At 64.0% G+C, this 23,020-nt stretch carries 15 protein-coding genes and 1 tRNA gene; 6 read left to right on the top strand and 10 right to left on the bottom strand.

The features are described from left to right. Positions 1-6: 6 nt before the first annotated feature. From M2396_RS17405 to M2396_RS17425, 5 genes are read right to left on the bottom strand one after another with little or no spacing between them, the layout of a single operon-like run. Positions 7-1,965, bottom strand: a complete 1,959-nt coding sequence (locus tag M2396_RS17405; protein WP_259076623.1) for a vWA domain-containing protein — start codon at positions 1,963-1,965, stop codon at positions 7-9. Then, positions 1,962-3,002, bottom strand: a complete 1,041-nt coding sequence (locus tag M2396_RS17410; RefSeq protein ID WP_150573752.1) for a hypothetical protein — start codon at positions 3,000-3,002, stop codon at positions 1,962-1,964. The genes M2396_RS17405 and M2396_RS17410 overlap by 4 nt, the downstream gene beginning before the upstream one ends. A 5-nt stretch (positions 3,003-3,007) precedes the next feature. Then, entirely contained in the window at positions 3,008-5,719 is a 2,712-nt protein-coding gene (locus M2396_RS17415; protein WP_259076625.1) for a putative virulence factor, read from the bottom strand. Next, complete coding sequence (locus M2396_RS17420; protein WP_259076627.1) at positions 5,716-8,796, bottom strand: virulence factor SrfB; 3,081 nt, start codon at positions 8,794-8,796, stop codon at positions 5,716-5,718. The genes M2396_RS17415 and M2396_RS17420 overlap by 4 nt, the downstream gene beginning before the upstream one ends. Positions 8,797-8,811: 15 nt before the next feature. After that, positions 8,812-10,281, bottom strand: coding sequence for an SrfA family protein (locus M2396_RS17425; protein WP_259076629.1), 1,470 nt, complete (start codon positions 10,279-10,281; stop codon positions 8,812-8,814). 210 nt (positions 10,282-10,491) lie between these two features. Between M2396_RS17425 and M2396_RS17430 the strand changes: the two genes are divergently transcribed. Together M2396_RS17430 and M2396_RS17435 are read left to right on the top strand one after the other, a co-directional pair. Then, complete coding sequence (locus M2396_RS17430; protein ID WP_259076631.1) at positions 10,492-11,397, top strand: hypothetical protein; 906 nt, start codon at positions 10,492-10,494, stop codon at positions 11,395-11,397. A 35-nt stretch (positions 11,398-11,432) separates the two neighbouring features. Beyond that, entirely contained in the window at positions 11,433-12,011 is a 579-nt protein-coding gene (locus M2396_RS17435; protein WP_101322602.1) for an LppP/LprE family lipoprotein, read from the top strand. A gap of 17 nt (positions 12,012-12,028) precedes the next feature. On the opposite strand, the gene M2396_RS17440 is transcribed toward M2396_RS17435, so the two are convergent. From M2396_RS17440 to M2396_RS17455, 4 genes are all read right to left on the bottom strand, one after another. Continuing rightward, positions 12,029-12,253: a hypothetical protein gene (locus tag M2396_RS17440; protein ID WP_101322601.1), complete on the bottom strand. Its 225-nt coding sequence runs from the start codon at positions 12,251-12,253 to the stop codon at positions 12,029-12,031. A gap of 100 nt (positions 12,254-12,353) precedes the next feature. Then, positions 12,354-12,430: transfer RNA gene (locus tag M2396_RS17445), tRNA-Arg, on the bottom strand. A 119-nt stretch (positions 12,431-12,549) separates the two neighbouring features. Continuing rightward, complete coding sequence (locus tag M2396_RS17450; protein ID WP_101322600.1) at positions 12,550-13,413, bottom strand: ABC transporter ATP-binding protein; 864 nt, start codon at positions 13,411-13,413, stop codon at positions 12,550-12,552. Next, a complete protein-coding gene (locus M2396_RS17455; protein WP_259076638.1) occupies positions 13,410-14,948 on the bottom strand; it encodes an ABC transporter permease in 1,539 nt (512 codons plus the stop codon). The genes M2396_RS17450 and M2396_RS17455 overlap by 4 nt, the downstream gene beginning before the upstream one ends. A gap of 364 nt (positions 14,949-15,312) precedes the next feature. Between M2396_RS17455 and M2396_RS17460 the strand changes: the two genes are divergently transcribed. Next, entirely contained in the window at positions 15,313-16,365 is a 1,053-nt protein-coding gene (locus M2396_RS17460) for an ABC transporter substrate-binding protein (RefSeq protein ID WP_181088995.1), read from the top strand. 41 nt (positions 16,366-16,406) lie between these two features. Next, the gene (locus tag M2396_RS17465) at positions 16,407-17,312 is read left to right on the top strand and encodes a TauD/TfdA family dioxygenase (protein ID WP_150573567.1); all 906 of its coding nucleotides are present in this window, start codon (positions 16,407-16,409) and stop codon (positions 17,310-17,312) included. A gap of 150 nt (positions 17,313-17,462) precedes the next feature. Here M2396_RS17465 and M2396_RS17470 read toward each other — a convergent pair whose 3' ends face one another. Continuing rightward, complete coding sequence (locus M2396_RS17470; protein WP_101322596.1) at positions 17,463-18,377, bottom strand: LysR family transcriptional regulator; 915 nt, start codon at positions 18,375-18,377, stop codon at positions 17,463-17,465. A gap of 192 nt (positions 18,378-18,569) precedes the next feature. Here M2396_RS17470 and M2396_RS17475 point away from each other — a divergent pair, with 192 nt between their 5' ends. Together M2396_RS17475 and M2396_RS17480 are read left to right on the top strand one after the other, a co-directional pair. Further along, positions 18,570-20,906, top strand: coding sequence for a TonB-dependent receptor (locus M2396_RS17475; protein WP_188036857.1), 2,337 nt, complete (start codon positions 18,570-18,572; stop codon positions 20,904-20,906). A 17-nt stretch (positions 20,907-20,923) separates the two neighbouring features. After that, the gene (locus M2396_RS17480) at positions 20,924-22,600 is read left to right on the top strand and encodes an aryl-sulfate sulfotransferase (protein ID WP_259076647.1); all 1,677 of its coding nucleotides are present in this window, start codon (positions 20,924-20,926) and stop codon (positions 22,598-22,600) included. Positions 22,601-23,020 lie beyond the last annotated feature (420 nt).

A 23,020-nucleotide genomic window follows, 5' to 3' on the forward strand; every position in this document is an offset into this window, starting at 1 on the left:
AAGTGGTCAGGGCATCATTTCCAGAGGAACCGGGTAGACGTTGTCGCGGCTGTCGGCGCCCGGGGCCAGCGCCACCCAGCGGTCAACATCGGCGTTGTAACGCTGGTAGTGGCGCAGCTTGGTGCTCAGGTTGCGGATGAATTTCTCCTGGGCCAGGCCGTCCCAGCCTTTCCAGGTTTCTTCATCGAGGTTGAGCACTTCGCTCTGGTACGGCAGGCCATCGAGGTACTCACCGAGCACACCGAGGTCGGCCACGCGGGCGTCTTGCTTGAGCTGGTTAGGGTCGGCGCCCATGGTTGCGGCCACGGCGCGCAGGCGGGTGAACATCTCGCTGGGCGAGATCATGCCTTCGTTGGCGGCGTCGAGGATCTGCTTGAGCACGTCGCTGAGGTCGCTCAGCTGCGCCTTGGTCAGCAGCACCCGCACATCGGTGGTGGGCACGTTCTGCTTGATCGGGTCACGGTCGCTGATCCACGCCTCGAACACCGGCGGCGCCTGGGTGCCGCTGGCCTTGCCCAGGTACGCCAGCTGCATCGCGTGGCCAATCAGCGCGGCGTCTTCGAGCATTTTCTGCTCGGCGGGGCTGGCCTTGGCATTGGTGGCGCTGCCAACGGCGTCTTCGCCCATGTACGCCGAACGGACCTGCTGGGTGATGGCGCCAGCGAGGCTGTCGACCTTGCGGCCGAACTCGTCGACATCACCGGCATTGACCGGGTAGTACAGCGAGGTGTTGGTACCGGGGTAGGTCGACAGGGCGCGGTACTGCGCTTCGGCGCTGCCGTGGTTCTTGGCCCCGCTTGGGGTCTTCAGGTGCAAGGTGTACAGAGCAACGCCAGGGTTGCTGGCTTCGATCTTGACCTGCTCGGCGCCAAGGCCGGTGCTGGACAGTTTGTCGCCGCCATCCAGCGCGCCGGCATCGGTGATCAGCACCACGTAGCGCGCGCCAAACTGGCTCCAGTCGACCTTGTCGACCGCATGCATGACCCCGGCATAGGCGTCTTCATCGAAGACCTTGCTGGAGACCTTGGCCTGCTTCAGGTCCGCCACCTTGCTGAGGAAGTCGGCACCGTCCTTGACCGTGTTGGGGGCGGCGTACATCTTGCTGACGTACTCCAGGCCCGGCACTGCCTGGGTGCTGGAACGGTAGGCGATCAGGCCGAACTTGACCTGCTGGCCGAGGTTCTCCTTCTCGATCTGGGCGTAGACACGCTTGATCGCTTCGCGGGTGCGGTCGATGTACGGGTCCATCGAAATGGTCGAGTCGATGACGAATACTACCGCCGCGCTGAACGCTTTCATCTGGGTGTTGGCGGCAGCCTGGCTGGCGGCACTGCCGGCCGCAGGTGCCGAGCTGCTGGCCGCGTCGGCCTTGCTCACCGAGGCGACGTTGAGGATGCGCGTGCGGAAGCCTTCTTCAGTCATCACTTCTTCGCCGCTCAGGACCGGCAGCAGGTAGAAGTTTTTCTGCAGGTCGACGAAGTACTCCGGCTCCTGGGCCAATACCCCAGGCGCTTCCTTGCCGTTCTTGAGCTGGGCGCGCAATGGCGCGACCTTGCTGACCGGGTCGGGCGCATCGAGGATGCCTTCGAGCTGGCTGCGGTCTTTGAAGAACATCAGCCGGTCGCGGTTGGCCGGGTTGGTGAAGGCCAGGGTCAGCTGCATTTTCCATTCGACAGTGCAGTCACCCGGCAGCCAGCCGATGCTCTTGCCCTGGGTATCCGGGCCGACGCGCAGCCACTGGCGGTTGTCCACCGCCGCGCGCTCGTACACATAAAAGCGGCTGAAGGTCGGCTGGGCCTTGCCCGGCGCAGCGCCTGCAGCGTCGCTGAGCTTGCAGCCGGGGGTGGTCAGCACGCGCTGGAACAGGGTTTTCTTGCCCTCTTGCAGCAGCGGCTTGTCGGCCGCGTGCAGCACCGGGCTCAGGCTCAAGGCCAGCAGGGCGGCGCCAAGGCTGCGCAGGCTCATGGTTTGAGCTCCTCGAAGCGTTGCTTGGCTTCGGCGTTGTTCTCATCGAAACCGAGAATGGTCTCGTACCAGTAGGCTGCGGTGGCGTTGTCTGGCGCCTTGAAGCATTCGCTGGGCTGGTGGTACTTGGGGTCGTACTCGCGGGCATAGGCACTGGCGATTTCGATGTCGCCGCCCTGGGCGCGGTTGGCGTACAGCCGCTGGGCAACGCCGCAGTGGTTGCTGGCCTTGGCCTGGTTGATCACTTCCAGCAGCGCGGCCGAGCCTGGGGCGTTCTGGATGCAGGCCTGGACGAACGGGATCTCGCCTTCGCTCTGCATGCTTTCCAGGGTGCAGGGCAGGGCGGCAGTGGGCTCAGGGGGCGCTGGCTGTTCGGTTTTGGGCTCGGGCTTCGGTGCTTCGACCGGTGCGGTTGGTTGTTTGTTGAACCACCACCAGGCGCCGCCTGCGGCGAGCAGCAACAAAACCACCAGCAGCAGCGGCAGCAGCCAGCGGTTGCCGGTCTTGGCCGGAGCAGGGGAGATCGGCTTGCTGATATTGATTACCGGCTCTGGGGTCGGCTCCGGTTCAACGGCTGTGGTTACAGGTTCTTCAGGCACGCTGACTGGCGCTGGCGCGATCGGCTCAGGTGCGGGTGGAACCGGCAGCGGGGGCGGCGTCTGCTGTGGTGCACCTGAAGTCGATGGCAGCACCTCATTGTTGATGCGCAGCATGCCCATATCGCTCTGGCCTTGCTGCGGATCGCTCAGCTCCACGCGGAAGTTGGCGGTGCCGCTGGCTTCCAGCAAGGGGTCGATCAGCTCAGGACCAATGCGCGTTTCCAGGCCCGGCGCGCCGTCCACCGGCTGCAAGGCATCGAGCTTGAAACCATGGGCGACGTTGCCCCAGCGTGCGCCGGGGTGGAGGAACTCGTGGGTCTGGCTGCTCTGCAGGGACAGCTCCAGGCCGTCACTCGCGCCCTCCCAGCCGGTGATCCGCAGCACGGCATGGCCCGGCGTGTTCACGGTCAGTGGCAGCACATCAACTCTGATACCCATTACAGTCAGCTCGCTTCAAAGGTGTTCAGCAACACCGCCAACTGGCGGCGTTGCTCGGTGGTAATTTCCGGGTCGGCGCCGTTCTTGGCGTTTTCCTGGGTCAGCCAGGCCAGGCCCGACAGCCAGTCGACGAGGAAGCGCTGCTCCTGGTGTGACGGCTGTTCAGGCAGCTCCGGCAGCTCGCCTAGGGCCACGTTCTGGTAGAAGCCGAACACTGGCTGGCGCTCGCCGATCAGACAATTCGGGCGCTGGCTGAGTGGCTGCGCAAGCAGGCCGAACCAGGACAGGAAGTCGCGCATCAACAGCTGCACGTTCATCACCTGGCGCTGCACCAATTGGTCGCGCCGGGCGCCACCGAGGATGCGCCGGGTCACGGCCTGGTCGAGCTGTGCGAGGAAGGCCGGTCGGCGCACGGCGCTGATCAGCTCTTCGGTCAAGGCGTCGGCCAGTTCGCGGCTGATGCGCATGCTGTTCAGGCGCAAGGTCTGCGTGCCCAGCTCGCGCATGTGGCGGATCCACGCTTTAAGTGCGGCGCGGGCAAAGCGTTGTTCCGAGTTCAAGCGCTGGGCCAGCGGTTTGGCCGCGGTAACTGCAGCGGGCGCGGCTGCGGGGCTGGCGAACAGGTTACCGAAGTTGATCGCGGGGGCTTTGTTGGCCGGCGCCTTGGCGGCACTTTCCGGCTCGGGCTCTGCCTCGCCATCGATACCGTCGATGTCATACACGCCGCCCAGGTACAGCTCGCGCAGTTCTTCATCGGGCAATTGCAGGGCGTTGATCAGCTCGCTGATCGCGTCCGGATCGGCACCGAGGTTGTCGACCAGATATTGGGTCTTCTCGCGCTTCTTGTTCAGCAGCTGCTCGAAGTCCTCTTCGCGCCATGCATGCAGGCCGTGTTCGAGCAGATCGGCGCGGCACTGGCGCAGCTGTTCGTCGATGCGCGTCAGCTTGAAGTCGATGTCGCTGATGCCTTGGAAGCTGGCGCTGAAGCGGCTGATGCCACCGTCGTTGAGGGCGAGCATGGCTTGCCAGGCATCGGCCGGGTCTTTGATATGGCGCTGCACCGAGGGGCTTTGCGCAAAGCACTGCTGCAGCTGCTGCAGGCGCAACTCGTGGCGCTCGTTGAAGTGGGTTTCTTCGCCGCTGCCGCTGTCGCGCTCGATGAACGCGGTGTCCAGACGCGGCTTGCGCACCAGGTAGGTGTTGTTGAACGGCCTGTCGGCCCACTCTTTCATCCATTCCTGAGCGCCGAAACGCTCGATCATGGTCAGCTTCATCATGTTCTCGCAGCCTTCAGGCAGCTGCCCTTCGCTGAGGCCGAGGGTGTTGCCGATGAAACCGTCGAGCATGGTCAGCGCCCAGATCAGGCCCGGAGTGCGCTGGCCGCGTTCTTTTGGCGTGGCGCCCTGGGTCTTGTGGATCCAGCGGGTCAGCACCGGGCCGACGCTGACCACTTCACTCTGCTTGAACGAACTGGTGCACAGCACCAGGCCATTCATCTGCTGGGCGTCGGTGTAGCGCTCGAACAGGTAGGCGACCTTGCCGCGCAGGATCAGGCTGGAGGCCGGGTTGACCTCTTCGACCGCGTCCGGGCTGGCAGCGTCTTCCAGGCGCAGCAGCTTTTGCCGGGTCCGGTAGCCAGGGAAGTCGAGCAGATCGACCGCTTCGACCACCGGGTCCTTGGGGCTGTTGATCAGGCGGAAGGTCATCTCGGCAGTCAGCGCGGCGAGCTGGGCGACGGTCAGGCCGACACTGCTCTGGACCTTGTCGCCGTGCAGTGGCAGCACGCTTACCGGCAAATCGCGGCTGGTGCCGAGACGGCCAAGAATATCCACGTTCATGATGCTGTTGGTCGGCGTGTAGCTGCCGTTGTCGTCCTTCACCAACACGCTCAAAGGCGCATAGACGGTGTCGGGGAAGCCCAGCTTGTGCAGGCCGCCGACCAGCAGTTCATACACTTCGGTGAGCGCTGGCTGCTCGCCCCACAGCACCGAGAACAGCTTGGCGCGCTGGCGATAGCTCAGGTGCGGCGCGAGCTTGATTGCTCGTGGCCAGTAGTGGTCATCGAGCTTGCGTACCGATTTTTCGTAGTTGCCCTTGAGGTAGTCCCACAAGGCGACCACGTCGTCACCGTTGACGCCGGGATGCAGTTGCTCCTGCTCGCGGCCTTCGAAGCCTTTGAGCAGCGCTTGCAGGCTATCGTCGGTGAGGCTGTAGTCGAGCTTCTCCTGATCGAAATCCTCGAACCAGGCGTTGGCGAGAATCTTCGCCACTTCAACTTCGCTGAACAGCTTCAGCTCGACCGGGTAGTTGGCATCCGGGCTGGGCTTGGCCAGGCGGCTGAAGCGGGTAACCAGGCCGGTGGCTTCCTTGCCCAACCCGGTCGGGTTGATGTGCTCGATGAAGTCCAGGGTCTTGCCACCAAAGTCGGTTTCAAGCCGGCCGCGCTGATCTGCCGCCAGGGCCGAGATCAGGTACGACTTGCCCGCCTGGGACAGGCCGAAGAAGCCGATCACCATTGGCGTCGACGCGGCCTTGCGCAGGTCCTTGGCGCGGTTGCGCGCCTGGCGCAGACGCAGGCTCAGGCCATCGGCCTCGGCTTCCACGCTGGCGGCGTTGCCACGCACCTGGTCGATCCACGACAGGGCCTGGCCGGCGCCTTCATGGACAGCGCCCCAGGCGTTCATCAACTGTTGTTGCTTCGGCGTAAGGTCGCTCATTTTCCTTTGACGTTCCCGCTGTCGAGCCAATAGTCGCTGTCACTCAAGCTCATGGTTGGCATGGTATTGAGGGCAAGCTCCAGATCCCGGTCGTAATCGAAATCGGCATCCTGAATATTCGATTGCAGGTCGCAGATGATCAGCTTGTCGCTGATCAAACCCTGCTCCAGCAGTTGGTCCGACGGCTCCTCGACCTCCAGGCGCACGCGTAGTACCGGCGCTTCGCCGCCCTTGCCGAGTGCCTTGGAGAACGCGCTGCTGCCGCGCGGGGTGAAGCGCAAGGTGTACAGCGGCGAGGCCGACCAGCGCTCGGCCGACAACTGCCGATAGCCCAGGTGCATGTCGCCGCGCATTTCCAGCCACGGTGTGCCGCGCTGCTCGCCTTCGCCAACAATCGGCAGTTCGATCCGGCCTTTGGCCGACTGCAGGTTGTGGTAGAGCACGTCGGCATGCTTGATGGTGCCGGCGGTGTCGATCTGGCCGAAGTGCTTGATGATCGAGTACGGCTTGAGCTCGACGGTGCGGAAATAGAAGTTCGGCACGCTGTGCTTGGAGCACAGCAGGCAGATCATCGCGCCGACCGAAGCGGTGCTCTTCGGGTCGTCGATCAGGCCGTTGCGGTGGAACGGGTACCAGCCACCGGTGCGGTAGTTCTGCAGCGGCAGGATGCGCCCTGGCGGCAGCGGCAGGCGCTGGCGGATGAACGCCTGAATGCCCGGCAGGCGCGACGGTCGGCCGGTCAGCAGGAGCATGTCGCAAGGGTAGTGCGAGATCACTTCGCACAGCTCGGCGAGGATCCGGGTGATGTTGATCTGGCCGCCGATGAAGGCCGCATGGACCTGCTCAAGGTCAAACGTGATCGGCGTCTGCAGCAGCTCCAGCGTGCCTTCGCGGCCGACTTCGCGGCGCACTGCGGCATTGACGAAGTCGAGCACGCTGTCGTTGATCACGGCAGTGCCCAGCACCTCTTGCCAGGTCTGCTCGACGACGTCCTGCGGCTGCGCCGGGTCGTAGTTCTCGTACGCCTTGAGCAGGGCCAGACCCAGCGGCACGAAGATCTGCAGGTTGAGCTGCTGACGCAGGATGCGCTCTTGCGCCGAGGCATCACCGTTGCCGCACAGGCGCGACATCATCGCGTCCGGCGCACTCACGCCAGCGCCCTGCAGGGCCTTGCGGAACGACGGCAGGATGAACTCCTGGATCACGTCGAGGAGGATGTCGTCGCCAGCCACCTTGAAACCATCGCGGAAACGCTGGTTCGGCACGATGTGCGCGTTGGCCCCGGCGCCGCCGTTGTTGCCACGGTCGAGGCGGTAGTCGGTGATCACCAGGTCAGTGGTGCCGCCGCCGATATCGATGGTGGCCAGGGTGATCTGCTCGGCTTCCTGCTTGTCCGGGCGGGCGAGGGCGGCGAAGAATTCTTCCGGATGACCGGCGAAGTTCTCGTTGACCTCGTTGTACAGGTACACCAGCTGGCCGCAGCTGGCTTCATCCCAATCGACGCGGATGCTTGGCAGCGGCGTGCGCGGGACGATGCTCTTGTCTTTGAACGGGTTGCTCTCGCCGGCATGCCAGCCAAAGCTCTTCCAGACCAGGCCGACGGCTTCGTACATGCGGTTGCTGAGGATGCTGCGCTCGGCTTGAGGCATGCCTGGCGGCACGGTCAGGGTGATGCTGTTGAGGCGGCGCGGCACGCGCGCGTGGCCCTGGCGCGAACGCTGCGCCGGGCTGTTGATCTGGGCCAGCGCCTGGGTGACCACTTCGGCCAGCATGAAGGTCATCAGGTTGCTGCGCGAATAGCGCGGGGTGAACACCGGCATGTCGTTCTTCGGCGGCAGGTACAGGGCCTGGCCGAGGTCGTTGATCAGGTGCGCGAACGGTGCGGCGGTGGCCAGCGGCTCCTTGTCGCTCTTGACGTAGGAGGTATTGAAGCGCCAGCCATGGCCGTAGGCCTTTTCATCCCACAGGTAACGCTTGGGGCTTGACAGCCCGGTCGAGCCTTCGGTACCGCGGCGACGGCTGGCCAGGCGTCCGGCTTCGCCACCGACGCGGGCGATGGTCGGCCACTGGAAGGCATTGTGGCGGCCGCTCTTGACCGAGAAATTATCCTTGCCGAAGTAGGCCTGGGTGAACTCGACGCGGCTTTCGAAGGCTTCGTTGTAGACCTTCTCCGGCTCGCTCAGGTCGCGCAGTTCGAGCACGTAGTTGTGGCGCATACCGGAGCCTGCCTGGCCGTGGTCCTCGATGAGGATGCCGCAGGTGCGCGAGTTGCCCACATCGAGTACCAGGTCGACCGGGATTGGCTGCACCACACCCTGAATCTCGTTGGCGACAACCTTGATTTCCGGGATTTCGACCTTGGGCTTCTCGACGCTCTGCTCAGCCGGCACTGGCCGACGCAACAGGCTCAGCAGGTTGAGGTAGTGGGCCAGGTGACGGTTGCCCTGCAGATCACGTTCGAGGCGCTCGCGGGTCCACTCGGCGCGGGCTTCGCCATACAGCTCGGCAAGCCACTCGCGGATCCAGCCGTGGGTCAGGAACCAGCCGTATTCACGGGCGCTGCAGGCCAGCTTGAAATCGACCCCGGAGCGCACGTCTTCTTCGTTCGGCGCCAGGTAATGAGCACCGGCCACTGCGGCCATGATGCGCGTATCGAAGGCCAGCGTCAGGCGATGGGTATTGCCGTCCAGGTCCGGCTCGGCCAGCTTGACCAGGCGCATCCGCGACCAGTTGTTGGGGCCTTCGTCAAACCGATGCGGCGCCATGAAGCGCAGGAACGGCAATGGCAGCCAGACGCCATCGAACAGCTTCAGGCTTTCTTCCATGGCGACGCGGAAGTGGTTGTCGTCGCTGCTGTCGAATTCGACCTGGACGACCTTGTCCGGCTCCGGCTCGTAGAAGTCCTTGTACTCGCGCGACCACAGCAGGCGCGTAGGCACCATGCCGTTGTTGAGCTGGACGAACTTGCCCGCTTGCTCGCCGTCCGGGCCGAGACGCAGGGCGAAATCCATGAATTGAATGCCGGTATCGCTGACCAGCGTGACCGTTTCTTCGAACTGGGTGATTTCGGGCAACATCTTCTGCGTCTCGTATTATTGGCCGGCTTGTTTCATCAGCATCGGGAAGGCGTCGGCGCCATAGTTGCCGGCGCAGTCAGCCGGGCCGGATGCGCCTGGCTTGCAATTGACCTGGGGCAGGTCGTAGCTGCTGCCGTCAGCACAGGCGGCTTGGCCGGCACTGGTGATCGACAGCTGACCTTGATTCATGGCCGCCGAAACCGGTGCCTGGCAGCGCACGCCATCGGAGCGGCTGACGGTGGCATTGCCTTTGCCGTCCTTGAAGTCGTACTTCAGGCGCAGCGGCTTGCTGGTGCCGACTTCCTGGATGCCGGCACCGGCCCAGTCGCCATTGAGGAAGCTGGCGGTGCCTTCGGCGGCGTCAGGCGGAATGCTCAGCAGGTTCGCCTGGGGAGCGGGCGCAGGGGGTTCTGTTGGCAGTTCGGGTGGCGTCGTGCTCGGGCCTGGCTCGGGTGCAGGCGCAGGTTCCGGCGCTGGCGCTGGCGCCGGAGCGGGTTCTGGCTCAGGCGCAGGCTCCGGGGCGGGCTCAGGCGCGGTGGTATCGCCCGGCACTGGCGGTTCAGGTGTTGGCTCGGGTGCAGGTGGCGTTGCATCTGGGTTGCCGGCCCCTGGGCCAGTGCCGCCAGCGTCTGGCAGGCCAGCACCGGTGCCCGGCACTTGACCGGTGCCAGTACCCAGGTTGCCAGTGCCGCTGCCGCTGTGAGTTCCAGTGTCGATCACTGGCGCTTTCGGATTCAGGTCAGGCAGCTGCAGGCCCGGCACATTCAGGCCCGGCCAGCAGCTGCGCAGGCCGAACAGCAGCAGCAACAGCAGCAAAAATGGCAGCAGCCACCACCAACCCAGCCGGCGCCACCACGGCGCGGCGGCAACCGGCACTGGCGGCGCAACCGGCGGTACTGGCGCAGGAGCAATCGGTGGCACGGGTGGCGGTGCGATCACTGGCTCGGCGGCTTTGGCAGCACGCGGATACAGGCAATGCAAGGGCTGGCGGCTGCGCTCGGCGCCGGCATGGATAAAGCCCCAGAAGGTCAGGACCGGGCGGCCATCCACCAGATACACGAAGTTTTCGTCGGGAAACGGCACCACACAGGTCAGCAGCTTGCCGAACACCGTATTGTCGCCCTGCACGGCATTGCGGGCACCGGGCAACGGCGCACCGTTGGCATCCAGGCCGAGCATACTGTTGCTCAGATCGTTGATGCGCAGCTGCAGTACTTCGAGCTGGGCTCGGGCAGGCGCTCGCTCTTCTTCGGTAGCGCTGCTCCACGGGATCACATCGCCCGGGCGCTCGCTGTACCAGTCAAGGGTACTGCCCAGCGCATCCGGCTGCGGGATGGCCAGGTGCTCGACCAGGTGCGGATGCTCCGGGTACTTGCGGCGGATCGCCTCGCGCAGCTGCAAAGCGGCACGATAGACCGGCTGGCCAGTCTCTCCCAACGCGGTAAAGTCTTCACTCTTACCACTGCGTAGCAATACTCCGCGCATCCTTGTAGACCCTACCTAGTCTTGTATCGATCCGTTTCAGTAATCACACCTTGATACTGAATAACCGCGCAACACTACTTGCAAAGTCATTTAGCCGTCAATTTAAGTTAGATGGCTTTTTGACGTCATTGCCCCGGCTTGCGGTTAAACTGCCCGCACCCGGTCAGCGGTACCGGCTGATCTGCCCTTGCACAATGGAGCGTGACCACGATGAGTCTCTGGGATGACCTGAAGAAAAAGGCCTACGACGCCAACCCCGAGCTGGCTGCCAAAGCCGCCCAGGCGCTGGATAAAGCCCGTGACCTGGCTGTCGAGGCCGGGCAAAAAGCTGCGCCGATCCTCAAGCAGGCCAGCGACAAGGCCACCGTCTACGCCCAGGAGAAAACCCCGATCCTCAAGGCCCAGGCGCTCAAGGCCATCGACGACGCCAAGCTGCGCCGCGCCCAGTTGCAAGAGCAGGCCAAGCGCGACAAGGCCGCTCGCGCCGAAATGATCCGCACCATGTACGACATCACCCTGGCGCCCGACGACGTCAACTTCATCGAAGAGCCGTTCAACCACTTCGAGCGCCAGTTGGGGTTCTTTGTCTTCAATGGCGAAGTGCTCGACAGCCAGAAGCGCAACCAGACCCACCTCGACGCCTACCACTCGCACCGCACCACTGGCGGCACGATGTGGCAGGGCTCCGGCTCGACTGGCAGCAGTTCGTCGAGCATGCAGGTGAGCACCCACAACGTGCAGGAGCATGAGTTCTGGGTGCGCCTGGAAAACGGCAAAGAGTCGTGCTTCCAGCTCAACAATACCCAGGTGCGCATCCGCCCCGGCCAGCACGTCAGCCTGCTGTTCGTGCATAACGCCGGCAACCAGAACGGCACCCTGGTCGCGCTGTACAACCACAATGCCGGGGAAAACTTCACCGTCCTCACCCCGGCGCAGATCAACCAGGCGTTCGACCTCTACACCCAGGCGCCGGGGTTCTTCAATCAGCGTGAAGTCAACGACACCCGCCACCGGCTGTTGCAGGCACTCGACCTGCGGATTGGTCAACTGGTGCGCTACATGGCAGTGCACGGCGACCGCCGTAATGGGCAAGTGATCGAGGCAGAGCAGAATTGATTGGCCGAGGTGGCTCGTCACACAAGGAAAACGGCATGAAGCTGAAATTGGCTGTAGCAACGATTGGCATCCTGGCCTTGGTAGGTTGCGATGCGGGGAACGAGTCCAAGCAGGCTGCGCTCAAGCCCGATGCGCAGGCATCAGGGCAGAGCACTGCAGCCGCTGCGCCAGCGCAGCCGAGCGTACAAACGGCAGAAGCCGATGAAGCGGCGCTAAAGGCCGCCATCGACCAGATGGTCGCGGACGAAATCGCAACCGACGGCGGCAGTGAATACGACGAAGGCCGTCAGGTGCTGGAAGTGGATCTCGATGGAGATGGCGTCGAAGATGCCGTGGTGCTTTACACCATCGAAGGCCAGGGCGGTGGCAATGGCTCGTTCCAGACCCTTGCGGCGCTGTACCGTGATGGCAACAGCTGGAGCGCCAAAGGCAAGACCATCCTCGGCGGCGCCACCGACCTGCAGCTGCTCGGCCCGAACCTGATCGGCGTGACCGTGTTGACTCACAGCGACGAAGATCCACGCTGCTGCCCGAGCCAGGAGAGTGTGGTCAAGTATCAGTGGAATGGTGCAGCCTTCGCCGAGCTGCCGGATACGGTTAAGTCAGCGGGTTGACGCTTGGTGCGCTTCGCTCAAGCTAAGTGATATTCAGCGCCAAGCAGCGCCGCAAAGCTGTCTTTGGCAGGGTGGCTGCCAGTGTGCTTGTTGCAGATGAAGTAGTTCTGCACTGGCGCCAGGTCGGCGAAGCTGAAGCCGCTGATGCCGTAGCTGGCAATGCTGGTGATGTTCACCTCTAGCCCGTGCGGCGTCAGCCAGCGTTGCAGCGACTGCCGGTACGGGCAGCCCTCAGGCCACATCAACCAGGTTCGCCCCTGCAATGGGCTTGTCGCTGCTTGGCAGGTGAGGTCCGCACAAACGAAAAAGCCCCGGGACAAGTCCCAGGGCTTTTTCTTGATATGGCGCACTCGGCGGGATTCGAACCCACGACCCCTGCCTTCGGAGGGCAGTACTCTATCCAGCTGAGCTACGAGTGCAACGCGGCGCAATGATACCCATCTTGGCCTAGCGCGTCCATCGCCTTGATCTGTAGCCGTTTTCGTTGTGAAACATGCCCAGCGGCACTACGGGCACGATTGTCGGAGCGGTGCTTACCTCACAAGGCAATCAACTCCGGGCGCAAGCCCTCCACCCGCTGCGACGCGGGCTTGAAGTAACCGCCGTCGCCGGTGATCTGATGCAGCACCCGCTCGCGCAAACCATGCAGCGCCACCCCGGTGCGCTGGCGCGGGTGCGGCAGGTCTATCTCGACCACCGCCTTGATCCGCCCCGGGCGCGGCTCCAGCACCACCACCCGATCCGCCAGATAGGTGGCCTCTTCGGCATCGTGGGTGACCAGCAAGGTGGTGATGCCGGAGCGCTCGCGGATCGCCAGCAGTTCATCCTGCAACTGTTGTCGGGTCAGGGCGTCGAGCGCGCCAAACGGCTCGTCCAACAGCAGGATGCGCGGGCTGGCGACCAGCCCTCGGGCGATTGCCACACGCTGTGCCATGCCGCCAGACAGCTGGTGCGGATACGCCGTCTCGAAGCCAACCAGACCCACCAACTGCACGAACTCATGCACGCGGCGGGCGCGTTCGCCCTGGCTCAGTTTCTCGTTGACCAGCCCCAGGCCGATGTTCTGCTCGACTGTCAGCCACGGGAACAGCCGGTGCTCCTGAAAGACAATGCCGCGTTCGCCGCCGATGCCCTGCACCGGCTTGCCATCGACGTGAATACTGCCGCTGTAGTCGGTATCCAGGCCCACCAAAAGCCGCAGCAAGGTCGACTTGCCGCACCCGGAGGCGCCGACGATGGCAATGAACTCGCCTTCGTTGATGGCCAGGTTGAAGTTGTTGATGGCCTCGAAGGCCTGGCCATCGACGGTAAAGGTTTTGCCGACTTGCTCGAAGCTCACCAGCGCTGGCGTGGTGTCGGCTTGATTGGCGGCGTGCAGGGTCGAGGTGTTGAAGGCGTTCATGCGGTTCTCCAGCGCGTGGCGCGCGATTCGAGGCGTTGTCCAAGGTTGCCGAGCAGGGCGCCGATCAGGCCGATCAGGACCATCGCCGCCATCACCTGGTCCATGCGGAACAGCTGCTGTGCGCCGAGCATCAGGCTGGCGATACCGCCATCGGACGGCATGAAGTATTCCGCGCCGATGGTGCCCAGCCAGGCATAGATCAGCGACAGGCGCAGGCCGGCAAATATTGCGGGGGCAGCGCCGGGCAAAATCAGCAAGCGCAAGCGCTTGGGCAGGTTCAGGCCCATCACTTGGGCAGCCTCTCCCAACTGCGGCGACAGGCTGGCGATGCCGCGCTGGGTTGCAATGAACAGCGGGAAGAACGCCGCCAGGCCGACAAACACCAGCTTGGCCGCTTCGCCCAGGCCGAACCACGCGGTGAGCAATGGCACCCAGGCAAAGATCGCCACCTGGCGCAGGGCTGACAGGGTCGGGCCGAGGGTTCGTTCGGCGGGTTTCGACAAGCCCAGCAGTACCCCCAGCGCAAAGCCTGCACCGCCGCCCAGCAGCAGTCCGCTCAGTGCCCGCTGCAGACTCAAGCGCAGCGCGTCCAGCAGCGAGCCATCGGCGATGCCGGCCTGCAGGCTGGCCAGCACGCCCAGTGGCGAAGTAAGAATATTGTCGTCGACCCAGCCAAAGCTGCTGGCCGCCTGCCACAGCGCCAGCAGGCCCAGCGGCAACAACAAGCCTTGCCAGGCCCGTGGTAACTGCGCCCGGCCTTGCTCGCCGGTAGCCGCTTGCGGCCAGAACAGCAGGCGCCGCTCCAGGCTGCTGAAACTGCGGTCCATCAAGAACCCGACCGCGCCGATCAGTACGATGCAGAGGAATACCAGATCGAGCATGAACAGCTGCCGACCCCAAACCATCAGGTAGCCGATGCCCTCACTGGAGGCCAGCAGCTCGACTGCCAGCAGCGAGGTCCAGCCTGTCGCCAGCGCCAGCCGCACTCCCGCCAGAAACGACGGCAGGGCAGCCGGCAACAGCAGCCGACGGAACAGCAAATGTGCCGGCAGGCGCAAGGTCGCTGCGGCTTCCCGCAGTTTGGGTTGTGCATCGCGCACGCCCACCAGCGTGTGCAAGGTCACCGGCACCACTACCGCCTTGATCAGCACCACCAGCTTGAGCAGCTCGCCGATGCCGAAAAACAGCATGAACAGCGGGATCCAGGCCAGCGTCGGGATCTGTGCCAGTGCGATGAACGTCGGCATCACCAACGTCTGCGCCCTGCGCGAAGCGCCCAGCCAAGTCCCCAGCAGCAATCCGCCGGCAATCCCCGCGAGCAACCCGTAAAGCAGCCGCTGCAAACTTATCCACAGGTGCCCCCAAAGCTCGGCACTGCCAAACTCCAGCGCACTCTGCCAAACCAGCGCCGGCCCCGGCAGAATCTGCTCGCTCATCCAATGCCAACGGCTGGCCACCACCCACAACAACGCCAAACCCACTGGCACTATCCAGGCCAGCCACCCTTGGCCGGAGCGGTCATGTCGGGGCGCCATGCCGGACGCAACAGGGCTGCGCAGCTGCCCCAGCAATCCCCGTCCCTGTCGCAAAATGTCGCCCATCGCGCCCTCCAACAAACCGCAATTAACATATTCAATAAAAGAATAAAAAATTACGCATAGATAATTTCAAGACATAAGAGCATGCAGGCCACGCATCGAGAACCCCCCAGCCAATGCGTTCTACTCATATTTCAAATGCACGTTCCGCAACCCCGGCGACACACCCCGCCAACCCTGATTTATGCCTTTTAGTTACTAAAGCATGCACATTCAGTCTTTGTTACTTCTAACCATCCTTGCCTAGCTTCTGCTCAAAGCGCCGGCCCTTGCCGGTGGCAGCCTGCCAAGGAGCCGTGCCATGAAAACCCCGCTACGTCACCTACTCACCCGCTTCGCCCCGACCGTGCTGGCCGGCCTGCTGAGCGGCTTCGCCCTGACTACTCAGGCTGCCGAAGTCGACAGCATCCGTATCGCCGTGCCCGACCTCAGCGCCGGCAGCAAGCCCAGCGCCGGTGGCGTGGTCGACGTGCTGCGCAGCCAGCAACTGCTGGAAAAGGAATTCGCCAAAGACGGCATCAAAATCGACTGGCACTTCTTCAAGGGCGCCGGCCCGGTGATCAACGAAGCGCTGGCCAACGGCCAGGCTGACTTCGCCTACCTCGGCGACCTGGCAGCGATCATCGGCAAGGCCAATGGCCTCGATACGCGGGTGCTGTCGGCTGGTGTGCGGGGGGTCAAGAGTTACCTCGGCGTGGTGCCGGGCTCAGGCATCAAGACCCTGGCCGACCTCAAGGGCAAGCGCGTGGCGGTGTTCCGCGGCACGGCAAACCAGCTGTCGTTCGCCAGCGCGTTGGCCAGCCAGGGCTTGTCCGAACGCGACCTGAAAGTCATCAACCTGGATTTCAACGCCGCCAATGCCGCCATCGCCGCCAAGCAGATCGACGCCACCTGGGGCCTGTCCAACCTGCTCTCGCTGCGTGAGCGCGGGCTGGTCGAGCTGCCGGTCAGCTCACGCGACCTCAAGGGCGCCGGCAGCACCCAGGCGGTGCTGCTGGGCACCGGCGAATTCATCCGTCAGCACCCCGAGCTGACTGCACGTTTGGTCAAGGCCCAGGAGCAGGCCAGCCAATGGCTGCGCGACGAGCACAACCGCCAGGCCTACATCGAGCTGGTGGCCACCACTGCCAATTATCCGCGGGTGATTCTGGAAGGCGACCTGGCTGACGAAAACCTCGCCGAGTACTTCGATCCACGGCTGGATGCCGAGTTTGTCGGCTTGCTCCAGCAAGGCGTCGATCTGGCTGCCAAAGAGCGCCTGATCCGCCGCGGCTTCCAGGTCTCCGAATGGATCGAGCCACGCTTCCTCGACGCTGCCCTGCAACAGACCCAGGCCACCCAGGCCGCCCGCTGAATCATCACAACGCCCGTCATATGACCGTGAGGACCACCGCTATGAGCAACGCCGCACTGGCTACCGCGCCACACACCGCTGCACTGGAAATCCTGCCGATTGGCGGCCGCATCGGCGCCGAGATTCGCGGCATCGCGCTGTCGGCCGAGCTGGACGCCGCCAGCATCGATGCCATCCAGGCTGCCCTGGTGGAACACAAGGTGATCTTCTTCCGCGCCCAGCATCACCTCGACGATGCTGCCCAGGAAGCCTTTGCCAAGCGCCTCGGCGAACCAGTCGCACACCCGACCGTGCCAGTACTCGACGGCAGCCATTACCTGTTCCAGCTCGACGGCGCGGAAGGCCAGCGGGCCAATGCCTGGCACACCGACGTGACCTTCGTCGATGCCTACCCGAAAGCCTCGATCCTGCGCAGCGTGGTCGCTCCGGCCTCGGGCGGCGACACCGTCTGGGCCAATACCGCAGCCGCCTACCGCGAGCTGCCTGAGCCGCTAAGGGAGCTGGCCGACAAGCTCTGGGCCGTGCACAGCAACGAATACGACTACGCCACGGCCAAACCGGATGTCAGCCCGGAGAAGCTCGAGCGCCACCGCAAGGTGTTCACCTCGACCGTTTACGAGACCGAACACCCGGTGGTGCGTGTGCACCCCATCAGTGGCGAGCGTGTGCTGCAACTGGGCCAGTTCGTCAAACGCATCAAAGGTTATTCACAGGCCGATTCGGCGCACCTGTTCGCTGTGTTGCAAGGGCATGTCACTCGCCTGGAAAACACTGTGCGCTGGCGTTGGCAGGTCGGCGATGTGGCGATCTGGGACAACCGCGCCACCCAGCATTACGCGCTGGACGACTACGGCACCCAGCCGCGCATCGTGCGCCGGGTGACCTTGGCCGGCGAAGTGCCGGTGGGGGTTGATGGCCAGTTGAGCCGCACTACTCGCAAGGGCTGATATGGCCGGGGGCCGCTTTGCGGCCCTTCGCGGGTGAACCCGCTCCCACAGGATGACGGCGGCGCTGCAAATTCCTGTGGGAGCGGGCTTGCCGGGACGCCGGACCGCCGCGAAGGGCCGCAAAGCGGCCCCAAGATCGACCTGAAACACTCAAGTCTCGCTATCACAGGCAAGCAACTGCCTGACCAACCCCTGCGCCAACGGCGACAAACCATACCCCACTCGGCTAACCACGCCATACCGTGTATAGCACTCATCTTCCTGCTCCTGGCTGAGGTCAACCAGCTCCAGCGCCACCAGCCCACCTTCCCCCTGATACGGCCGCAGATTGGCGCTGCAGGCGATGCCGATGGTGTCCGAGTGCGCGACCACATTGAGCAGCGCATAACCATGCTCACACTCGACGCTGGGCAAAAAATCTTGCCGGCCACTGAGGTCGCTGAGGATCTTGCGGATGTTCGGCGGGCGGAAGGTGGTCGCCAGCGGATAGTCGAACAGGTCCCGCGCGCGCACCTCGGCTTGAGCCGTGAGCGGATGCCCGGCGCGGCAGCAGAAGTGCCAGCGCTGCGGCGTCAGCTTGTGCACGCGGTAGTCCGGGTCGGCTTCGAACTGACGCGTGTCGGCGACAAAGAACTCGATCTCTTCGGCCATCAACCGGCGGTTCAGCGCCTGCCAGTTATCCACCTGAAAACAGGTGCGCGCCGCCGGGTATTCGGCAACGAACCGCGCCACCGCCCGCGGTACCAACCCGCCGGCCGGCGCCGGCCCCGAGCCGAAGCGCACCAGGCCGGTCGTCGCGCCGTTGAACTGGTTGATCTCGTTGGCCAGGTTATGCGCGCCATGCACCAGCCGACGCGCGTGCTCCAGCACCAGCAAACCCTGCCGGGTCGGTGCCAGCTCCTTGCTGGCGCGGTCGATCAGGCGACAGCCGACGTTGTGCTCGAGGGTCTGAATGCTCCGGCTGAAGGCCGATTGCGACAGGCTCACGGCAACGGCCGCAGCGACGAAGCTGCGGTGCTCGACCAGGGCGATGAAGTGGCGCAGTTGGCGCAGATCTATATGCATTTTCTACATGGAAACTTTCGGTGAAATGCAATTGGCAGGAAGGGTTGTGAACCTTATAAAGGGTGTTACTTATTCCACAAAATATGAATTAAACATATTTATAGATCCAATAAGAATATAAGCCTGCCAGACCGCGATTCGGTTCCGCCAACGGAAATGCTCGCCAAGGCCCACGCCTCTAGGAGCACCCGTATGTCTCGACTTTCCCGCTGGCCCGCCCGGGCCACACTGTTTGCCCTGCAGCCGCTTGCCGCCGGGGTGTTGCTTGCGGCGGCCAACAGCAGTTTTGCTGACCAACCCGTCAGCGCCACGCCCGCGGTGGAGGCGGGTGCCCAACTCGGTACGGTCACGGTCAACGCCCGCCGCCGCGAAGAAACCGCGCAAAGCGTGCCGACCCCGATCAGTGTGCTCAGCAGCGAAACCCTCGAAACCCAGCGCATCTACCGCGTGCAGGATCTGCAACAGCTGGTACCGAGTACCAACGTCTCCTACGTGCATGCACGCCAGTCGAGCATTTCCATCCGAGGCCTGGGCAACAACCCGGCCAGCGATGGCCTCGAAGGCAGCGTCGGCATCTATCTGGACAACGTCTACCTCGGCCGCCCGGGCATGGCCGTATTCGACCTGCTCGACGTCGAGCAACTGGAAGTGCTGCGCGGCCCGCAAGGTACCTTGTTCGGCAAGAACACCACCGCTGGCGTGCTCAACATCACCACGCGCAAACCTACCTTCCATACAGAGGGCAGCGTGCAGACCTCGCTGGCCGAAGATGGCTACTGGCAGACCCAGGCCAGCTACTCCGGCCCGCTCAGCGACACCCTGGCCGGGCGCATCAGCGCTTACCGCACCGAAGACGACGGCTATGTGAAGAACGTCTACAACGGCGACGACCTCAATGGCGGCAAGCGTCAGGGCTTTCGTACCCAGTTGCTGTTCAAGCCCAACGAGGCGTTCAACCTGCGCTGGATCGGCGAGTACAACGAAGAGGACTCCAACAACGGCATCCTCAGCCTGTACAGCACCGGCCCGACCATCAATGGGGTCAACCGCTATGAAAGCCTGGCCAACCAGGCCGGTGCGACGCTGGTGTCGGGCAAGGACCGCAAGGTCAACTTCGACTCGGATCAGCAGGTAACGGTGTTCCAGGGCGGCACCTCGGTCGAGGCCAACTGGACCCTGCCCAACGATTTCACCCTGACCTCGATCAGCGCTTACCGCTGGTGGGACTTCACCCCGCGCAACGACGACGGCCTCAACGTGGCGGCCAGCTACAACGCCGGCGTGTCGGTGCGCGACAAGCAGTACTCGCAGGAAATTCGCCTGGCCTCGCCGACCGGCGGCTTCTTCGATTACGTGCTCGGTGCCTACTACTTCAAGCAGGACCTGGACAACAAATCGTTCAACTATTACGGCCCGCAGGCGGACATCTGGAACGCCACCCCAGCGGGCGCGCTGGCCAACGTCACCACGATCGGCAACGGCCACATCGATACCGACAGTTACGCGCTGTTCGCCCAGGGCACCTGGCACCTGACCGACCGCCTCGACTTCACCGCCGGCGTACGCGGCACCTATGAAGAGAAAAGCGCCTGGGTCGACCGCGCTGCGCCCAGCGGTGGCGCGGCGGTTACCGGTGCGGCCGCTGCGGCGCGCAATGGCCGGGTCGGCGCCTACGACTCGGGCGACCTCAACCAGTACAGCTTCAGCCCGACCGGCCTGCTCAGCCTGAGCTACCGCTTCAGCGATGCCGTGCTCGGCTACGCCAGCCTCACCCACGGCGAGAAATCCGGCGGGGTCAACCTTACCGTCGGCGCCGCGCCAAGGCTGGGCACCGACTCGTTGCTGGTCGGTACCGAGCGGGTCAACAACGCCGAAGTCGGGCTCAAGACCACCCTGTTCGACAACCGCCTGCAGCTCAACAGCAACCTGTTCTGGGCCCAGGTGCACGGCTACCAGGCCAACGTCTACGACCAGGTCAACCGCGTGCAGTACCTGGCCAACGCCGGCAGCGTGCGTTCGCGCGGGGTCGAGTTCGAAGCCACGGCGCTGCCGATCCAGGGGCTGACCCTGAATTTCAACGGCTCGTGGAACGACGTGCGCTACACCGACTACAAGGACGCGCCATGCCCGCCGGAAGTGAGCCTGGCCAATGCCACCGCCACCTGCGACTTGTCTGGCCATCAAGTGGTCGGCGCCTCCAAGTACATCGCCAACTTCAACGGCCAGTACAAATGGCAGCTGACGGATCGCATCGAGCCCTACGTCACCGCCAGCTACGCCTTCCGCTCGCGGGCGGTGGGCACCATCGATGACTCCGACTTCGGCCAGATCCCCAGCTACGCGCTGGTCAACCTCTCTACCGGCGTGCGCCTGGACCAAGGTGACGGCGTCGTCGACCTGTCGCTGTGGGTGAAAAACGCCGGCGACAAAACCTACTTCACCAGCCTGTGGAACTCCGCCAACGGCGGTTATGCCGGCGTGCTCGGCACCCCACGCACCTTCGGTGCCACCGCCCGTTACGACTTCTAAGTACAAGGAGCTTTGCCATGAATGCCAAGACCGAAACCCTCGACCTGCCCGAAGGCGCTTGCCTGACTGCCAAGGTCCCCGACCGTGACGAAGCGCTGCTCGGCGACGTGGTGGTCAACCCGTACCGGCTGGCGCCGCTGACCGCGATCATCCGCGATGGCGGCCGCGCGATCAGCGCCGCCCATGTGCGCGTGCGCGGCCGTGGCGAGCGCGGGGTGGATATCAGCTACGACGTCAGCGACCGCTCGCTGTGGACCTACGGCGGCATCCCAGTGTTTGGCCTGTACCCGGACCACGTCAACCAGGTCGAGGTCAGTTACAAGCTCGACGGCGAGCGCATCCGCGAGCAGTACCAGATCTACGCCCCGGCCGTGCGCTTGCCGGTGGTGGCCAAGCAGACCGCCGCCCTGCCTGAAGTAGTACCGGTCAAGGTCGCGCCGGGCTTCGAGCAGCGCCTCTACCTGTTCAACCACCTGCTCGGCGATATCCCCGGTGGCCGTGCTCTGAAGTGGAATGCCCTGGGCGGCGCTGCCGAGTGGGACCAGGTCGGCAACAACTGGATTTCCGACAGCAATGGCGACGTGCGCTGGTATCTGGACATCGAACAGATCCACGACTCCAACCGCCGTGACGGCCTCGGCGGGACCATGGGCTTCCAGCAGACCCGCGACGGCAAACTGATCTGGGGCCAGGGCCAGACCTACTCCAAGTACGACCTGCTCGGCCGTCAGGTGTGGCAGCGCAACCTGCCGGACAAGTTCGCCGACTTCTCCCACGAGATTCGCGAAACACCCCATGGCACCTACCTGCTGCGGGTCGGCACCAGCGACTATCGCCGCCCTGACGGCAAGCGCGTGCGCTCGGTGCGCGACCACATCATCGAGGTCAACGAAGCCGGCGATGTGCTGGAGTTCTGGGACCTCAACCAGATCCTCGACCCGTATCGCGGCGACCTGCTGGAAACCCTCGGCAAGGCCGCCGTGCAATTACCCTCCGGCGTGGCTCGGCAGGACAGCAACCTGGCCAATGAACTGGCCGAGGGCGACCTGCCGTTCGGCGACATCCCCGGAATCGGCACCGGGCGCAACTGGGCCCACGTCAATGCCATCGACTACGACGCAGATGACGACAGCATTATCATTTCAGCACGCCACCAAGGCGTGGTTAAGATCGGTCGCGACAAGCAGGTGAAGTGGATTCTGGCCTCACCGCAGGGCTGGCCGCAGCGCCTGCGCGACAAGGTGCTGACGCCGATCGCCAGCGAAGGCTTCGACTGGTCGTGGACCCAGCACACCGCCTGGCTCACCGGCAAAGGCACGCTGACCGTCTTCGATAACGGCTGGGGCCGCGACTTTGCCGCGACCAAGCTCAGCGGCAACTACAGCCGCGCCGTCGAATACCGTATCGATGAAGCCAAAGGCACTGTCGAGCAGGTCTGGGAATACGGCAAGGAGCGCGGAGACGAGTGGTACAGCCCGGTCACCTCGGTGGTCGCCTACCGCCCGGAAACCGACACCCAGTTCATCTATTCGGCCTCGGTCGGCTTCCTCACCAAAGACAAACTCACCACCACCACCCTCAACGAAGTGCGCCGCGGCACCCAAGAAGTGCTGGTCGAGCTCAAAGTGCTCAGCCGCCAGCCAGGCAGCGTCGGCTACCGCGCGCTGGTCATCGAACTCGACAAGGCATTCTAAAAGCGTACAAGTACCTGTGGGAGCGGGTTCACCCGCGAAGGGCTGCGCAGCGGCCCCACATTATCAGCTTTGCCGCTGACATCGCCGGGCCCGCTTTGCGGGCCTTTCGCGACACAAGGCCGCTCCTACATCAAGACTGCGCCATTCCCCAAATATCCGCCGCGCCAGCGTCGCTGGCCTTTCACGACGCACGGGGCTACTGTTGTCGGGCCCTGCGCGGGCCACGCAACGCTGGCGAAAATCGGACGAGGTGTTCAACCACTCGTTCTTTTTTTCGAACAGCCTATTGTCCAAGACCCAACAGACCCTTACGATTCGTTTGAGATTTCAAACGCTCAAGCCCCGTAACGGCCGTTTTCCGTGTTGGGGTGCGTGTTCAACAATCAATAATTCGCTCCGTGCGCTCACGGTGCTCAAGGG

Source organism: Pseudomonas sp. BIGb0278 (assembly GCF_024809895.1).
GTDB lineage: Bacteria > Pseudomonadota > Gammaproteobacteria > Pseudomonadales > Pseudomonadaceae > Aquipseudomonas > Aquipseudomonas shirazensis.

What these genes read in the sequence shown, in the direction of transcription:
- M2396_RS17470 (WP_101322596.1), bottom strand. Translation starts at nt 18,377, where the DNA reads ATGCATATAGATCTGCGCCAACTGCGCCACTTCATCGCCCTGGTCGAG.
- M2396_RS17475 (WP_188036857.1), top strand. Translation starts at nt 18,570, where the DNA reads ATGTCTCGACTTTCCCGCTGGCCCGCCCGGGCCACACTGTTTGCCCTG.
- M2396_RS17410 (WP_150573752.1), bottom strand. Translation starts at nt 3,002, where the DNA reads ATGGGTATCAGAGTTGATGTGCTGCCACTGACCGTGAACACGCCGGGC.
- M2396_RS17430 (WP_259076631.1), top strand. Translation starts at nt 10,492, where the DNA reads ATGAGTCTCTGGGATGACCTGAAGAAAAAGGCCTACGACGCCAACCCC.
- M2396_RS17465 (WP_150573567.1), top strand. Translation starts at nt 16,407, where the DNA reads ATGAGCAACGCCGCACTGGCTACCGCGCCACACACCGCTGCACTGGAA.
- M2396_RS17450 (WP_101322600.1), bottom strand. Translation starts at nt 13,413, where the DNA reads ATGAACGCCTTCAACACCTCGACCCTGCACGCCGCCAATCAAGCCGAC.
- M2396_RS17480 (WP_259076647.1), top strand. Translation starts at nt 20,924, where the DNA reads ATGAATGCCAAGACCGAAACCCTCGACCTGCCCGAAGGCGCTTGCCTG.
- M2396_RS17420 (WP_259076627.1), bottom strand. Translation starts at nt 8,796, where the DNA reads ATGTTGCCCGAAATCACCCAGTTCGAAGAAACGGTCACGCTGGTCAGC.
- M2396_RS17425 (WP_259076629.1), bottom strand. Translation starts at nt 10,281, where the DNA reads ATGCGCGGAGTATTGCTACGCAGTGGTAAGAGTGAAGACTTTACCGCG.
- M2396_RS17460 (WP_181088995.1), top strand. Translation starts at nt 15,313, where the DNA reads ATGAAAACCCCGCTACGTCACCTACTCACCCGCTTCGCCCCGACCGTG.
- M2396_RS17435 (WP_101322602.1), top strand. Translation starts at nt 11,433, where the DNA reads ATGAAGCTGAAATTGGCTGTAGCAACGATTGGCATCCTGGCCTTGGTA.
- M2396_RS17415 (WP_259076625.1), bottom strand. Translation starts at nt 5,719, where the DNA reads ATGAGCGACCTTACGCCGAAGCAACAACAGTTGATGAACGCCTGGGGC.
- M2396_RS17405 (WP_259076623.1), bottom strand. Translation starts at nt 1,965, where the DNA reads ATGAGCCTGCGCAGCCTTGGCGCCGCCCTGCTGGCCTTGAGCCTGAGC.
- M2396_RS17440 (WP_101322601.1), bottom strand. Translation starts at nt 12,253, where the DNA reads ATGTGGCCTGAGGGCTGCCCGTACCGGCAGTCGCTGCAACGCTGGCTG.
- M2396_RS17455 (WP_259076638.1), bottom strand. Translation starts at nt 14,948, where the DNA reads ATGGCGCCCCGACATGACCGCTCCGGCCAAGGGTGGCTGGCCTGGATA.